Here is a 14,221-nt window from a genome sequence, read left to right as displayed (position 1 = left end):
GCGTCGGTTCTACCGGCAATGTCCTACTGTCCACACTGTGAACCAGCTGTCGTTCTTCTCCGCCGAGTCGTTGCCCCCGTCGGTGACCGACTTGAGCGGACTGCTGGCGTCGACCGGACAGGTCGTCGTGTCAGCTGCGGGCGCGCGTATCTCTGTCGTCGTCGACAGTGAATGGCGCGCCGAGGCGATCGCAGATCTGATCGCCGAGTGCGGGTTGGTCTCGGACTCGAGTCGGTCGGAGGAAGGTCGTCCACTAGTTCGTACGGCATCGGTCGCGGACCTGGCAGCGCTGGCCTCTCTGTGGACCAAGGGCGCGGTGAAGGCGATGCCACCCGGCTGGGTTCCTGGATCCCGTGAGTTACGGGCCTGGGTTCTGGCCTCCGGCAGGCCGGAGGCGGAGGGCGAACGTTACGTCCTCGGCCTCGATCCGCACGCTCCGGAAACGCATGCCCCGCTCGCGCAGGCCTTGATGCGTGCCGGAATCGCGCCGACCCAGATCGGCACTCGCGGTCCGATGCCGGGCCTGAGAATTTCCGGGCGCAGGCGCATGATGAGGCTGGTCGAGAACGTAGGCCCCCCTCCGGAAAACGCGGACGCTCGTGCCGGCTGGCCGCGCGCCGACTAGGTCGTTCAGAAGCCGATCTGCGAGAATTTCGACGGCGTATGTCACTCTGTTACCAGGCGGACCGAAAGAAAATGTCGGATTCGACCGGTAAAAATGCACACGGAGTGCTTCGAGTCAATGCACTAGGAAAGGTTCGGCAACAAGGTGGCAACACGGAATAACGGCACGGGGGACGGGTCCACCGGCAGCTCTGTTGAGCCGCGCCGTCTTGTCATCGTCGAGTCCCCGACCAAGGCGAAGAAGATTGCCCCGTACCTCGGTCCGAACTACGTGGTCGAGGCATCCGTCGGGCACATCAGAGACCTCCCACGTGGAGCGGCCGACGTGCCTGCCAAATACAAGGGTGAACCGTGGGCCAGGCTCGGCGTCGATGTCGATCACGACTTCGAAGCTCTGTACGTAGTGTCGCCGGAGAAGCGAAGCAAGGTCGCCGAGCTCAAGAGCCTGCTCAAGGACGCCGACGAACTCTACCTGGCCACTGACCCTGACCGTGAGGGTGAAGCCATCGCATGGCACCTCCTCGAGACCCTGAACCCGAAGATCCCGGTTCGACGGATGGTGTTCAACGAGATCACCAAACCAGCCATTCTGGCAGCGGCCGCCGACACCCGTGAACTCGACCAAGACCTCGTCGACGCGCAGGAAACCCGACGAATCCTCGATCGCCTGTACGGCTACGAGGTCAGTCCGGTCCTGTGGAAGAAGGTCATGCCGAAGCTCTCGGCGGGCCGTGTCCAGTCCGTCGCGACTCGCATCATCGTGCAGCGTGAGCGTGACCGGATGGCGTTCCGCACAGCCGAGTACTGGGACATTTCGGCGACACTCGACGCCGGAGCCGATGCGGCACCGCGCAGTTTCGGTGCCCGTCTGGTCAACGTCGATGGCAATCGTGTCGCGTCGGGTCGAGACTTCGGAGCCGACGGCAAGCTCAAGACCGACGCCGTGACCGTTCTCGACGAACCACGTGCGCGCAGGCTCGCCGACGCACTTCAAGGCGTCGACCTGACCGTCGCGTCTGCCGAGGACAAGCCGTACACCCGCAAACCGTACCCACCGTTCATGACCTCGACGCTGCAGCAGGAAGCCGGCCGCAAACTGCGTTTCAGCTCGGAACGAACCATGCGCGTTGCGCAGCGGTTGTACGAAAACGGCTACATCACCTACATGCGTACCGACTCCACGAACTTGTCGGAGTCCGCGATTGCAGCCGCACGGGCTCAGGCAACCGATCTGTACGGTGCGGAATACGTCCATCCGTCGCCGAGGCAGTACACACGCAAGGTCAAGAACGCGCAGGAGGCGCACGAGGCCATCAGGCCTGCGGGTGACGTCTTCCAAACGCCCGGCCAGCTTCATTCGGCGCTGCAGACCGACGAGTTCCGTCTGTACGAGCTGATCTGGCAGCGCACGGTCGCATCGCAGATGGCGGATCTTCGCGGCACGACTCTTACTTTGCGCATCACCGGAACAGCAGGCACCGGCGAAGAGTGCACGTTCTCCGCGGCTGGTCGCACCATTACTTTCGCAGGCTTCTTGAAGGCCTATGTCGAAAGTGTCGACGACGAGGCCGGCGGCCAGTCCGACGACGCAGAATCCAGACTCCCTGCGTTGAAGGCCGGGCATGCGGTGACCGCTACCGCGCTCGATCCGGATGGGCACACCACCAACCCGCCGGCACGGTATACCGAGGCTTCGCTGATCAAGACCCTCGAAGAGTTGGGGATCGGTCGACCGTCGACGTACGCCTCGATCATCAAGACCATTCTCGACCGCGGATACGTCTACAAACGTGGCAGCGCATTGGTGCCGGCGTGGGTGGCGTTCTCGGTCGTCGCACTCCTCGAGACGCACTTCGGTCGACTCGTGGACTTCGACTTCACCGCCGGGATGGAGGACGATCTCGACGCCATCGCCGGTGGTCGCGAACGTCGCGGTGATTGGCTCAACAGCTTCTACTTCGGTGGCGACACCGGCGCCGAAGGTTCTGTCGCGCGTTCTGGCGGACTGAAGAAGATGGTCGGCACCAACCTCGAGGACATCGACGCTCGCGAAATCAACTCGATCAGGCTGTTCGACGACAGCGAGGGACGCGAAGTTCACGTACGCGTCGGCCGCTACGGTCCCTATCTCGAGCGGATGGTCCGCAACGACGACGATCCCGATGGGGATCCGATCTCGCAGCGCGCCAACCTGCCCGACGACCTTCCCCCCGACGAGCTGACGCTCGAGTTCGCGGAAAAGCTGTTCGCGACCCCGCAGGAGGGCCGCAAGCTCGGCGCCGACCCACTCACCGGCAACGACATCGTCGCGAAAGAAGGCCGTTTCGGTCCTTACGTGACGGAGATACTGCCCGAGCCGCCGGCCGAACCGACACCTCCCGAGCCGGACATCGTTCCGATTCCGCAGGGCGAAGACGGTGGCGGCGGCACCAAAACTGCAGTCAAGAAGGCTGCCGCGAAGAAGGCGCCCGCCAAGAAGGCCGCGAAGAAGGCCGCCGGCCCGAAGCCGCGCACAGGCTCACTACTCAAGTCGATGGACCTCGCGACCATCACGCTCGACGACGCGCTCAAGTTGCTGTCGCTGCCGCGAGTGGTCGGCGTGGACCCCGAGTCGAAAGAGGAGATCACCGCTCAGAACGGCCGCTACGGCCCGTACCTGAAGAAGGGCACCGACTCTCGTTCGCTCACCGACGAGGAACAATTGTTCACCGTTACGTTGGAAGATGCGCTCAAGATCTACGCTGAACCGAAGCGTCGCGGACGTCAGGGTGAGGCGAAGCCACCGCTCCGCGAGCTCGGGATCGACCCGGTCAGCGAAGCGCCGATGGTCATCAAGGACGGCCGATTCGGACCGTACGTGACCGACGGTGAAACCAACGCCAGCCTGCGCAAGGACGACGACGTCGCCGACATCACCGACGATCGTGCGTCGGAGTTGCTGGCGGACAGGCGTGCTCGTGGCCCGGTGAAGAAGAAGGCCACCAAGAAGGCGACGACCAAGAAGGTCACCGCAACGAAGACTGCGGCCAAGAAGGCACCGGCGAAGAAGGCTGCAGCCAAGAAGGCGCCCGCGAAAAAGGCCGCGGCGAAGAAGGTTGCCGCAAAGAAAACCGTCGCGAAGAAGACGCCGCCGGCTGAGGGTTAGCCGCCTGCCCCCTTTTTGCTTGAATGGTCCATTCATGTTGTCTGCCAACGTGAATGGACCATTCAAGCTATCTGTCAGCTTGAATGAACCATTGAGGCGACGGGTCCGAAAGTTGTAGACATCCGCCATGTGCGTAACCGCCCCGGCTGCTCAATCGGCGGTGACTACGCCCGCCAGAAAGATGTCGATACCCGCGAGAAATTGTTCACGGTCGTCGTGTTCGCGTAGCTGCGGTGATACCTGATGCAGGAACGGAAACTTCGCGGGATCGAGCTGTGTCCACCGATCGGCGATACTGCCGAGGAATGTCGATCGGTCGGTTTCCCTGGTGAGAAGCTTTGCGACCGCTGCATGTTGGGCCGCAAGTCCGATGATGTAGTTCAGTACCGCGGAGACCGCGTCGAACTGTGCGTCTTGTGGAACTTTCAGTGCCCGAAGCTGTCGGCCGATCCCGTCGATGATCTGGGTGACAGCCGGTTGCCAGGGTTCGCCGGCCAGTTGGGTGCCCGCCCATGGGTGGGCGTCGATGGCGTCGAACAGTCCCGAGGCCATCGCGCGGATTGCCTCTCTGGGGTCTTCCTCGCCGACCGTCACTGTCACTGCGTGGGTGATGACGTCTTCGGTGGCTGCGGTAAGTAGGTCGCGTTTGTTGTCGATGTGCCAGTAGATCGCGCCGCTTCCGGTGCTCAGGCGGAGGGCGAGCGCGCGGAAGGTGAGCGCTGCCTCGCCGTCGGCGTCGAGGATGTCGATCGCGGCCTCGACGATGCGTTCCTTGGAGAGCTTCGGTTTGGTGGCCATGCCCTATCTTGACATGTTTGGAACGTTGTTCCATCATTGTGGAACAACGTTCCATAGAAGGGGTAGGACTTGAAATTCCAAGTAACCATCGTCGGCGCGGGGCTAGGCGGGCTCGTCCTCGCTCGCGTGCTCCACACGAACGGGATCTCCGCGGTCGTCTATGAGTCCGACGCCTCCCCTCAGGCCCGCACCCAGGGCGGGCAGCTCGATATTCACGTCGCCGACGGGCAGGCGGCGCTTGCCGAGGCCGGTCTCACGGACCAGTTCCAGGCGATCATTCACGAGGGTGGCGAAGCGACGCGTGCGGTCGACGCACAGGGCGTGGTGCTGTACGAAGACAAGGACGTCGGCAACGGAACCCGCCCCGAGGTTCTTCGCGGCGATCTCCGACGAATCCTCATCGAATCCTTGCCCGACGGCACTGTTCAGTGGGGAAGGAAGCTCGCGGGCGTCACGTCCCGCGGTGACGGCACGCATGAACTGGCATTCACAGACGGGTCGACGGTTGTCACTCCATTTCTCGTGGGCGCAGACGGTGCCTGGTCACGGGTGCGGCCTCTACTCTCGGATTCAATACCGGAATACTCCGGCGTTACTTTCGTCGAGACCTATTTGACCGACGTCGACGAAAGGCACTCTGCCGCCGCCGCGGCCGTCGGCAGTGGTGCGATGTTCGCGCTCACCCCCGGTAAAGGGATTTCGGTGCACCGCGAGGCAGGGGACATTCTGCACACCTACGTTCAGCTGAAGCGATCCGAGGATTGGATCGCCCAAATCGACTTCTCCGACGACACCGCACCGCGCCGGATCGCAGCCGAATTCGAAGGCTGGGCACCCGAACTCACTTCACTGATCACCGATGGTGAGGCCCCGCCGGTTGCGCGGATGATCTACACGCTCCCGAACGAGCACCGATGGAATCGCGTTCCTGGTGTGACGCTCCTCGGTGACGCGGCGCATCTCATGCCGCCATCCGGCGACGGCGCGAACCTGGCGATGTTCGACGGTTCCGAGCTGGGGAAGTCGATCGCCGCACATCCGGGTGATATCGAGGCAGCGCTGACGGCCTACGAGGGGGAGCTGTTCCCGCGCAGCGCAGCAGTCGCCGCCGAGGCACACGAGACGTTGGATCTGGTTATCGGCGACAGCGCACCCTTCGGGCTGATCGAGCTCATTTCGGGTGCAAGCTAGCACTAGCACTAGCACTAGCACTGGCGCGGGCCCAATGCCGGCAGTGATGGGAGCTCTTGGGTGTTCAGTACTGTTGTCTGCCAACGTGAATGGACCATTCAAGCTATCTGTCATCTTGAATGAACCATTCAAGCGGATGGGTGCCGATCGAACATGACTGGGTAACGCTGGAACCAGCGGGGCGTTCGCTACGTCCAAGTGGGTGTGAGGAAGAAACTAGCTGCAGCTGCATGCTGTCTACTCGTGTTGTCGGGGTGCGCTCGATCGGTCGAGGGTAAAGCTGTCGTCGAGGACCCGTGGCATGGGCAAGGCCAATCGAGTTCGGCGACGCCGCCGACGACCGAGGCGGTAACTTCTGCGGAGTTCGACCCATGCGATTTCGACGAAATCACGCTGACGGTAGCGGTAGGGGTGGATCCGGAGACGGTCGTGCCGATGTCGGGCGGGTGCGTCTGGACGGGTGAGGATGTTGCATTCACTGCCACGGTCAAGGCAGGACTGCCGCTGGATTCGATCGAGACGACATCCGGCATCACCGATTTGTCTTCCATCGACGTAGGCGCGCGAACAGTTCAGATCTTCGTGTTCAAGGGCGACTCCTGTGTGGCCTTGGTCGATATCGACGGCCGAGCACTTCAGCTGACGATGATGGAGAAGGACTTCAGCTCGTTCTGCATCAGATTGAGGGTGGCGACGAGAATGCTTCTGGAGGACATCTAGGTCGGGTGGCCCGTTCATCCGGCAGTACCGCGATCGTCTACGGCGTCGTAGTCGACGACTAGGATCACCACCCATGGCAGGAGTATTCGATCGGCTGATCGGCCAAGAGGACGTCGAGTTGCAGCTGACCACTGCAGCCGTCGGTGCACGCAATGGCGATACCGGGTCCGCCATGACTCACGCCTGGCTTTTCACCGGGCCTCCCGGCTCGGGTCGTTCGGTGGCCGCACTGTGTTTTGCCGCAGCCCTCCAATGCACGTCGGAAGGTTCACCGGGCTGCGGCGAGTGCCATGCCTGTTCGACGACGATGGCAGGAACCCACGGCGATGTTCGACGCATCATCCCGCAGGGGCTGAGCATCAGCGTCAAGGAAATGCGCGACATCGTCTCGATAGCGTCCAGACGTCCGAGTACCGGCCGGTGGCAGATCGTCGTGATCGAGGACGCCGACCGGCTCAGCGAGGCCGCCGCCAACGCGCTGCTCAAGGTCGTCGAGGAACCGCCGACGCGGACCGTCATGCTGCTGTGTGCGCCGTCGACCGATCCGGAGGATATGTCGGTGACACTGCGGTCGCGCTGCCGCCACATCCCATTGGTGACGCCCACCGCGTCGGCCATCGCAGGAGTGCTGCAGACACGCGACAAGCTGGACCAGAAAACAGCGGAGTGGGCCGCGTCGATCAGTGGCGGGCATGTCGGCCGCGCTCGACGTCTCGCCAAAGACGAGGATGCCCGTGCTCGACGGATGCGTGCGCTCGGGCTCGCATCAGCCGCCGCTCGCCCCACACAGGCTTATCTTGCAGCCGAAGAGATGGTGAAGGCCGCCGAAACGGAAGCAGCGGAGATCAGTGCTGCGCTCGACGGCGTCGAGATGGAGGAGCTTCGCACCGCATTGGGTGCAGGCGGCACCGGCAAGGGCGCCGCGGGCGCGCTACGCGGGTCTGCAGGGGTCATCAAGGAACTCGAAGCGCGGCAGAAGTCGCGCCGCACCCGCAACGTGCGCGACTCGTACGACCGCGCACTGATCGATCTCGCCGGCCTGTACCGCGATGCGTTGGCCCGCTCGTACGGGTCGACGGCCGTGCTCAATCACCCTGACATGGCTGAACAGATCGAACGGATGGCCAAAGGTGCCTCACCGGAGGCGCTGCTGAAGAGCATCGAGGCCATTCTGCGCTGCCGTGAGTCCCTGGCTCTGAACGCCAAACCGAAGTTCGCCGTGTACGCCATGGTGGCGTCGTTGGGTTCGGCGCTGCGCTGACCCCATCGCCTGGGTGTTTCATCGAGGCTGGCCCATCGCTTCAATGGTTCATTCAGGCTGACAGATAGCTTGAAGTGGCCATTCAAGCAGCCGATTTTCATTTGGGCGGGATGCTCCGTTAGACTCACGATCGCCGAAAGGCACGCCGCCTTAGCTCAGTCGGTAGAGCATTTCACTCGTAATGAAAAGGTCAAGAGTTCGATTCTCTTAGGCGGCTCCGAGACGGAAAGCCCCTCACCAGCAAGCCGGTGAGGGGCTTTTTCGTGGGTCGACCCGGGCACGGCCAGATCGGCCGGCGACGTCGGAACGCGGTCGCCTGACATATTCGGACCTCCGATACGGCTTGTGTAGCCAATCGCCAAGCTGTGACCGAGGGCAGGGACACACCCACCAGTCGGCTCTACCCGCCTGCTTCGCTCACGAGGCGCGGTTTCAGCTGTGAAAACCATGGAGGGCACATTCGGGCCGAAGAGCCCTCTCGACCACGGCAGGTTCGCCCTGATCGGGGCCGTATCCGATCAATGTCGTCGATATTGGCGGCTATCCCGTCAATATTTCGACAGGAAACGATTCGAAGCCGATGGCCCGTGCGAGTCTCGAGCGATGAGACATTCAGTGATACTCGGGCACCGTGGGGCCGTATCGGCAACCCCACGGCCGGCGCGAAACACCGAAAAGCACAAGCTTTCCGTTGCAACAGGATTGGCGGGGTTGTCGCTCGACGCGATGGCCTCGGTGTCGTATGGCCCCGAGGCCATCGTGCTGGTTCTCGCCCTCGCCGGTGGTGCCGGTATCGGGTTCACTTTGCCGGTGACCATCGCGATCGCGGTGTTGCTTGCGGTTCTGGTGGCGTCGTACCGTCAGGTGATCGCTGCGTTTCCCCAAGGTGGTGGTGCCTACGCCGTCGCGAAGAAGCATCTGAGTCCTCGTGCAAGCTTGGCGGCCGCCGCGTCGTTGATCGTGGATTACACCCTCAACGTCGCGGTGTCGATCGCCGCTGGTGTGGCGGCTTTGACCTCGGCTTTCCCCGCACTGCTTCCTTATACGGTCTGGATTGCGCTGGCGATACTCGGTGGGATCACTGCGTTGAACCTACGTGGAATCGCGGAGTCGGCGCGGGTGTTCATGCTCCCGACTGCGATCTTCGTCGTGAGTATCTTCACCGTCATCATTGCGGGACTGTTTCGTGATCAGCCCGCCGCGGTCGCGACTCCGTTTCTCGCCGACAATGCACATTCGATCGGTATTCTTCTTCTCCTCAAGGCATTTTCGAGTGGCTGTGCTGCACTGACAGGTGTCGAAGCGATCGCGAATGCGGTACCGAGCTTCAAGACGCCTCGGGTGCGCAATGCTCAGCGCGCCGAGGTCGTCCTTGGAATTCTGTTGGGCACCATGCTGATCGGGCTCGCGGTGCTGATCGAGAAGTTCTCCTTGACGCCGGTGCACGGTACGACGGTCCTATCGCAGCTCACCTCCGCATCACTCGGAAATGGTGTGGGCTACTACGTCGTGCAATTCTCCACGGTGATACTTCTTGCACTGGCAGCGAACACCTCGTACGGCGGACTTCCCAACCTGATGCGACTTCTCGCCGAGGACAATGTGCTTCCGCATCGCTTCAGTCGAAAGTCGCGACGAGAAGTCTTCACCTACGGCGTTCTGTCCCTCGGTGGCGTAGCGGCACTGCTGCTCCTCGCCTCCGGCGGACACATGAACACGTTGGTCCCGCTGTTCGCCATCGGAGTGTTCATCGGATTCACCCTCGCTCAGTTCGGCATGGTGCGGCATTGGCTGGCCGAGCGCACTCCAGGCTGGAAGTGGCGCTTGGCGCTCAACGGTTTCGGTGCACTGCTGACGGCCGTGGCCGCTGTGGTGACCACCGCAATGAAGTTCACCGAGGGAGCGTGGCTGATCGCGCTTGCCCTGCCGGCACTGATCCTCGGGATGGAACGCATTCGAGGTGCGTACACGCACATCGGCACACGACTCACTACCGTCGACGGTGTCGAGTTCTCCCGCGGCGTCCGAGTCAAACCTGCTGTGCTGGTTCCGGTAGCGGAACTCACGGCACTGTCCGTGCGGGCGATGGCTGCAGCGACTGCCATGTCATCGGAGCTGATCGCGATTCACGTGTGCATGGGCGAGGAGTCGACGGCCGACTTCACGCATCGCTGGGAAACCCGCTATCCCGATTCGCATCTGATCGTCATCGAAGACACCGAAAACTCGGTTGGGCTGTCCCTTGCCCGGTATATCCGGACACACTTCCCACATCAGGAAACATTCGCGGTGGTCGCCACCATCGACCCGGCCACCAGATGGCACAAGTTCCTGCCTAGTCAACGCACCGACGAAATCGCCGGTGTACTGCGCAAACACACCGAAGCGGTGGTGTGCCAGATACCGGTCCGCATCGATCCTGCAGACCGATACCGCCCCTTGCACGCCTGACGACCAAGTCGCCGCAGAGAACCTCTGCGAATCGGCGCGCTACCGCCACCCGAGTGCTGGGGCAACTTCGGTGAGTAGCGCGTCGAGAACGTGGGCGCAGTAGTCGACGCCCAGTTGATTGGGGATGGTCAGCAGCAGGGTATCGGCGGCAGCGATGGCCTCGTCCTCGGCCAGGTCCGCGATGAGTCGATCAGGCTCTCCGGCATATGTTTTGCCGAAGCGGGCTTTGCCGCCGTCGAGGTAACCCACTTGGTCTCGGCTGGTGCCTTCGCGGCCGAAGTAGGCGCGGTCGAGATCGCTGACGATGGGAAAGATGCTGCGGCTGACCGAGACCCGGGGTTCGTGTGCGTGGCCTGCGTCGGACCAGGCTTTACGGAATCGAACGATCTGCTCGGCCTGGAGTTGATGGAACGGGACTCCGGTGTCTTCGCTGAGGAGTGTCGAACTCATCAGGTTCATGCCCTGCTCGGCAGCCCATTCGGCGGTCTGCCGCGTGCCGGCCCCCCACCAGATTCGGTTGCGCAGGCCCGCGGAGTGCGGCTCGAGACGCAATAGTCCGGGAGGATTGGGGAACATCGGCGACGGATTCGGTTCGGCGAATCCCTTGCCTTCCAGTAGCTCGAGGAACTGTCGGGTGTGCGCGCGAGCCATCGCCGCGTGGTCGGACCCGTCCGGCGGCGTGTGCCCGAAGTAGCGGTATCCCTCGATGACCTGCTCGGGCGATCCCCGGCTGATCCCGAGCTGAAGCCGGCCGCCCGAGATGAGATCCGCGGAACCGGCGTCCTCGGTCATGTAAAACGGGTTCTCGTAGCGCATGTCGATGACACCCGTGCCGATCTCGATCTTGCTCGTTTTGGCACCGACTGCCGCGAGTAGCGGGAACGGTGAAGAAAGCTGGTTGGCGAAGTGGTGGACGCGGAAGTAGGCACCGTCGGCACCCAGTTCCTCGGCAGCAACGGCGAGATCGATGGATTGCAGTAGGACGTCGGAGGCCGATCGAGTCTGCGACTGCGGATTTTCCGTCCAGTGGCCGAAGGACAAGAACCCGATGTTCTTCATACGCGTCTACTTCCTCGAAGTCCGGCAAAAGATGAATGCAATCCCCAACATACACAGGTTAGGTTCTAGCTTCAACCAAAGTTACTCACAGCCTTGTAATTCAGATTTACCCTTCTCTAGCAGGGGTAATGGTGACGAGCTTCAGATCTATCCACAAGCCATCCACAGCCTGAAGGCCTTGGTCCTCGAGTTATCCACAGTTTCATCCACACCCTGTTAGTGCATATGTTCGAAACAGAAATATCGGCAGGTATCGAGTGGAGTTTTCGCACTAAACGGCATGACGCACCTGCCGCACTCGCGACACAAGACCCCCAGCGACTACGGCTTGGCCGATGAACAGCGCGAGAGGCAGCATCAGCAACTCCCATCCTGTCGTGGCGAAGTAACCCGCCCAGAGAACGATCGCGAAAGCGATTGTGCAGGTGATGATCTGCCCGGCAGCCATGGTTGCGGCTGTGTATTGTCCGGCGCGCACCACGCGCGGAAGCACAACGGCCCCCGTGACTGCTCCGATCAGCGAAGCAACTACGCCGACCACCGTTGGAAACACCACCATCAGCTCGAACAGCGGCCCCGGTTCGATCACACCGGAGACCACCAGCTGAGGTACGCAGTACAGCAAGACCAACATCGTGCAGAGCACCGTCAGGGCCGAAAGGTACGTCAGTGTCACCTTCACGATCAGGTCGCTTTTCGTAAAGCTTGGTGCCACGCACTCGTCATGCCCCACGATCTCATGCTTCGAGTGGGTCGCATGGACACCTGGTCGGACTCGTCACCGTTCTCTCGAATCCCGACTAGCCGGCGGTGATCGCGGCTTACGGCGAAACGAGAGTCAGAAGTTCTTCCTCAGCCGCATCCCGAAAGGGCGACCGTCCGGATCGACGAACAACCGGTATGCCAGCGATGCGAGCCGTTGCTGCCATTCCGCTGGCACCTCGATGTTGTGTGCGCGCAACCTACCCGCAGGCCGTGGTGCCGCCCCCGGTGCGCGGTGCCAGGCGTCGAGACGATCGGCACTCGCACCGACAGCGTCGAAGAACGAGCCGAGATCGAGAAGATCCGCGTCGTCCCCTGGTGCGCGATCGAGGTGCTCACGTATCAACTCGAGGCGTAGTGAACGTGCGAATACCCGGGCATGATCGCCTTGACCGCCCGGGTCGATCGGCTCGCGTCGGTCGACGTCTTCGTCGATGATCGCGGCTGTCAACTCCGAATCATGCGTCCACGAGCGGCGATTGAAGTTGTCAGAGCCCACGGCCGCCCAGACGTCGTCGATGATGCAGACCTTCGAATGCACGTACACGGGTATGCCGCGGTCATTCTCCAGATCCAGCACCAATACTCTCTCGCCGCCCGCGTCACGAATGACATCGAGCGCCGCCGAGTGACCGAGCAGCGCCGACGGGATGGTGATCGCGCTGTCGTCGTCGAGATGCTTCGGTACGACGATGACGAGGCGAAGGTCGGGAGAACGCCGTAGTGCAGCGGCGAAGACCCGCGCGACGTCGACCGACCACAGGTACTGATCCTCCACGTACACCAGCTGGCGAGCGCGGCGAAGGGCTTTCGCATACGCGCGCGCGGCACTGCGCTCACCTTTGGTGGCGAACGGATATGCCGGTCGGCGGCGGGGGTACGTCCGAAGTAGCTGCACCGAGCACGAGCCCAGCGGCTCGGGGCCGGCCGGTGATTCCGGGAGCTCCGAAGGCGCGCGCGTCACTCCCCGGAGAATGTCCGGAAGAGCGTGCCAGGGCAGTCGTGACAGTGCAGCGGGGTCCTCCCAGCGTTCTCGAAATACGTCCTCGACGTCGCGGACCGCGGGGCCCTCGAGCTGCACCTGCATGTCGTGCCACGCGGGAGTCTCGCCGTACTCCGGTGGAAAGGGCCGACTGACGGGGTCGCCGAAGTGATCGGCGTCGTCCCGGCGGGCGCGTGCGAGATCGATGCCCCCGACGAACGCGACATCCTGAAGATCTTTGCTGACGTAGCGAATGACGACGAACTTTTGATGGTGGCTCCCCAGCATCAGAACTCGCTGGTCGAGGATGACCTCGCCGCCAGACTCTGCCAGTCGCTCGGCGAGCTTGCGGTTCTTCGGTCCCGTGAACCCGAGAGTCTCGATGTGCGAGCGCCACACCATGCCTTTGACGATCCCGCCGCGCTCGGCGACGCCGGACAGCGCATCGTCGACTGTTTCGCCGTCGTCGGTGAGGAGCTGATCCGGATCGCCGCGCCAATCGGTGAAGAAGACCAGATCGTCACGCCCAGCTTTGGACAATGCCTCGGCGAGCTGCGCGAAATAGGTCTTCCCGTGTACCAGCGGCGTGACGCGATTGCCCTCGGTCCACGCCGCGATCCGGGTATCGGGATTGTCGCGTTCCTCGGCACTCAGGAACCACGGATGGGCCGAATCGAAATCGCGAACTTCGTCGTCGAGTGCGGTGATACTGCGTCCGAGTCGCTTCGCCACCACGTCGATCATGCGGCGTGCCCGCTGCGTCATCACGGACGAGATTCTGTCAGAGCCCGCCGCGAGATGCCGCATCCGGTGTGCCGCCGTCCCGGGTCGGTCTTGCTCAGGTCGTCGGGTTGAACTCGGGCTGATCGACGATGCGTAACCATGACCCGTCGGGCTGCCGCTGTACGACCTGCGCACGTGCGCCTGCTCCGTCCTTCGGTGCTGTGGACGTCAGCGCAATGTCACCGTGAAGGAGCGTCGGGAGGCCGTCCTCCGCTTCGAAGTGCGGACCGTGTGCAAGAACCGATGCCCACAGTTCTTCGATCGCGACGCGTCCGACGGTTGTTTTTCCTGTGGGATAGGCCATGACTGCATCCTCGGCGTACAACGCGGCGACCCCTTCGGCATCGCCTGCGTTGGACCGCTCGACGAAAAGTCGGGTGATGTCTTCCGGGGTGAGTGCTTTCTCTCGTGTCATGTCTCCAGGTTGCGCGTGCGCGAACCAGAA

11 protein-coding genes and 1 tRNA gene are annotated in these 14,221 nt (G+C 62.6%); 7 read left to right on the top strand and 5 right to left on the bottom strand.

Annotation, left to right across the window (positions count from 1 at the left end; all coding sequences use genetic code 11):
* Positions 1-37: 37 nt before the first annotated feature.
* Positions 38-625: a hypothetical protein gene (locus BJD99_RS04510; RefSeq protein WP_084345599.1), complete on the top strand. Its 588-nt coding sequence runs from the start codon at positions 38-40 to the stop codon at positions 623-625.
* Between the two features lie 144 nt (positions 626-769).
* Positions 770-3,769: a type I DNA topoisomerase gene (topA, locus tag BJD99_RS04505; RefSeq protein WP_084345598.1), complete on the top strand. Its 3,000-nt coding sequence runs from the start codon at positions 770-772 to the stop codon at positions 3,767-3,769.
* 150 nt (positions 3,770-3,919) lie between these two features.
* Here the strand turns inward: topA and BJD99_RS04500 are convergent, their stop codons facing one another.
* Positions 3,920-4,567: a TetR/AcrR family transcriptional regulator gene (locus BJD99_RS04500; protein WP_084345597.1), complete on the bottom strand. Its 648-nt coding sequence runs from the start codon at positions 4,565-4,567 to the stop codon at positions 3,920-3,922.
* 69 nt (positions 4,568-4,636) lie between these two features.
* Here BJD99_RS04500 and BJD99_RS04495 point away from each other — a divergent pair, with 69 nt between their 5' ends.
* The 5 genes from BJD99_RS04495 (at position 4,637) to BJD99_RS04475 (ending at position 10,190) form a co-directional block, all read left to right on the top strand.
* Positions 4,637-5,758, top strand: a complete 1,122-nt coding sequence (locus tag BJD99_RS04495; RefSeq protein ID WP_084345596.1) for an NAD(P)/FAD-dependent oxidoreductase — start codon at positions 4,637-4,639, stop codon at positions 5,756-5,758.
* Between the two features lie 204 nt (positions 5,759-5,962).
* Positions 5,963-6,478 carry a hypothetical protein gene (locus BJD99_RS04490; RefSeq protein ID WP_179142181.1) on the top strand — a complete coding sequence of 172 codons (516 nt, stop codon included), beginning with the start codon at positions 5,963-5,965 and terminating at the stop codon, positions 6,476-6,478.
* Positions 6,479-6,551: 73 nt separating this feature from the next.
* Positions 6,552-7,739 carry a DNA polymerase III subunit delta' gene (locus BJD99_RS04485; protein ID WP_084345594.1) on the top strand — a complete coding sequence of 396 codons (1,188 nt, stop codon included), beginning with the start codon at positions 6,552-6,554 and terminating at the stop codon, positions 7,737-7,739.
* 144 nt (positions 7,740-7,883) lie between these two features.
* Positions 7,884-7,956 (top strand) — tRNA-Thr (locus BJD99_RS04480).
* Between the two features lie 386 nt (positions 7,957-8,342).
* Positions 8,343-10,190: an APC family permease gene (locus BJD99_RS04475; RefSeq protein WP_179142180.1), complete on the top strand. Its 1,848-nt coding sequence runs from the start codon at positions 8,343-8,345 to the stop codon at positions 10,188-10,190.
* A 39-nt stretch (positions 10,191-10,229) separates the two neighbouring features.
* On the opposite strand, the gene BJD99_RS04470 is transcribed toward BJD99_RS04475, so the two are convergent.
* From BJD99_RS04470 to BJD99_RS04455, 4 genes are all read right to left on the bottom strand, one after another.
* Positions 10,230-11,249 carry an LLM class flavin-dependent oxidoreductase gene (locus BJD99_RS04470; RefSeq protein WP_084345593.1) on the bottom strand — a complete coding sequence of 340 codons (1,020 nt, stop codon included), beginning with the start codon at positions 11,247-11,249 and terminating at the stop codon, positions 10,230-10,232.
* Positions 11,250-11,520: 271 nt separating this feature from the next.
* Complete coding sequence (locus BJD99_RS04465) at positions 11,521-11,931, bottom strand: hypothetical protein (RefSeq protein WP_143542048.1); 411 nt, start codon at positions 11,929-11,931, stop codon at positions 11,521-11,523.
* Positions 11,932-12,087: 156 nt separating this feature from the next.
* Positions 12,088-13,758: a phospholipase D family protein gene (locus BJD99_RS04460; protein WP_143542073.1), complete on the bottom strand. Its 1,671-nt coding sequence runs from the start codon at positions 13,756-13,758 to the stop codon at positions 12,088-12,090.
* 73 nt (positions 13,759-13,831) lie between these two features.
* On the bottom strand, positions 13,832-14,191 hold the full coding sequence (locus BJD99_RS04455) for a nuclear transport factor 2 family protein (protein WP_084345898.1): 360 nt from the start codon (positions 14,189-14,191) through the stop codon (positions 13,832-13,834).
* Positions 14,192-14,221 lie beyond the last annotated feature (30 nt).

This window comes from Rhodococcus sp. 1163, from assembly GCF_002091985.1.
Lineage (GTDB): Bacteria > Actinomycetota > Actinomycetes > Mycobacteriales > Mycobacteriaceae > Rhodococcoides.
Note: the sequence above shows the minus strand (reverse complement) of the source record. Positions and strands in the feature narration are given on the sequence as shown.

What these genes read in the sequence shown, in the direction of transcription:
- BJD99_RS04460 (WP_143542073.1), bottom strand. Translation starts at nt 13,758, where the DNA reads ATGACGCAGCGGGCACGCCGCATGATCGACGTGGTGGCGAAGCGACTC.
- BJD99_RS04475 (WP_179142180.1), top strand. Translation starts at nt 8,343, where the DNA reads ATGAGACATTCAGTGATACTCGGGCACCGTGGGGCCGTATCGGCAACC.
- BJD99_RS04485 (WP_084345594.1), top strand. Translation starts at nt 6,552, where the DNA reads ATGGCAGGAGTATTCGATCGGCTGATCGGCCAAGAGGACGTCGAGTTG.
- BJD99_RS04470 (WP_084345593.1), bottom strand. Translation starts at nt 11,249, where the DNA reads ATGAAGAACATCGGGTTCTTGTCCTTCGGCCACTGGACGGAAAATCCG.
- BJD99_RS04455 (WP_084345898.1), bottom strand. Translation starts at nt 14,191, where the DNA reads ATGACACGAGAGAAAGCACTCACCCCGGAAGACATCACCCGACTTTTC.
- BJD99_RS04500 (WP_084345597.1), bottom strand. Translation starts at nt 4,567, where the DNA reads ATGGCCACCAAACCGAAGCTCTCCAAGGAACGCATCGTCGAGGCCGCG.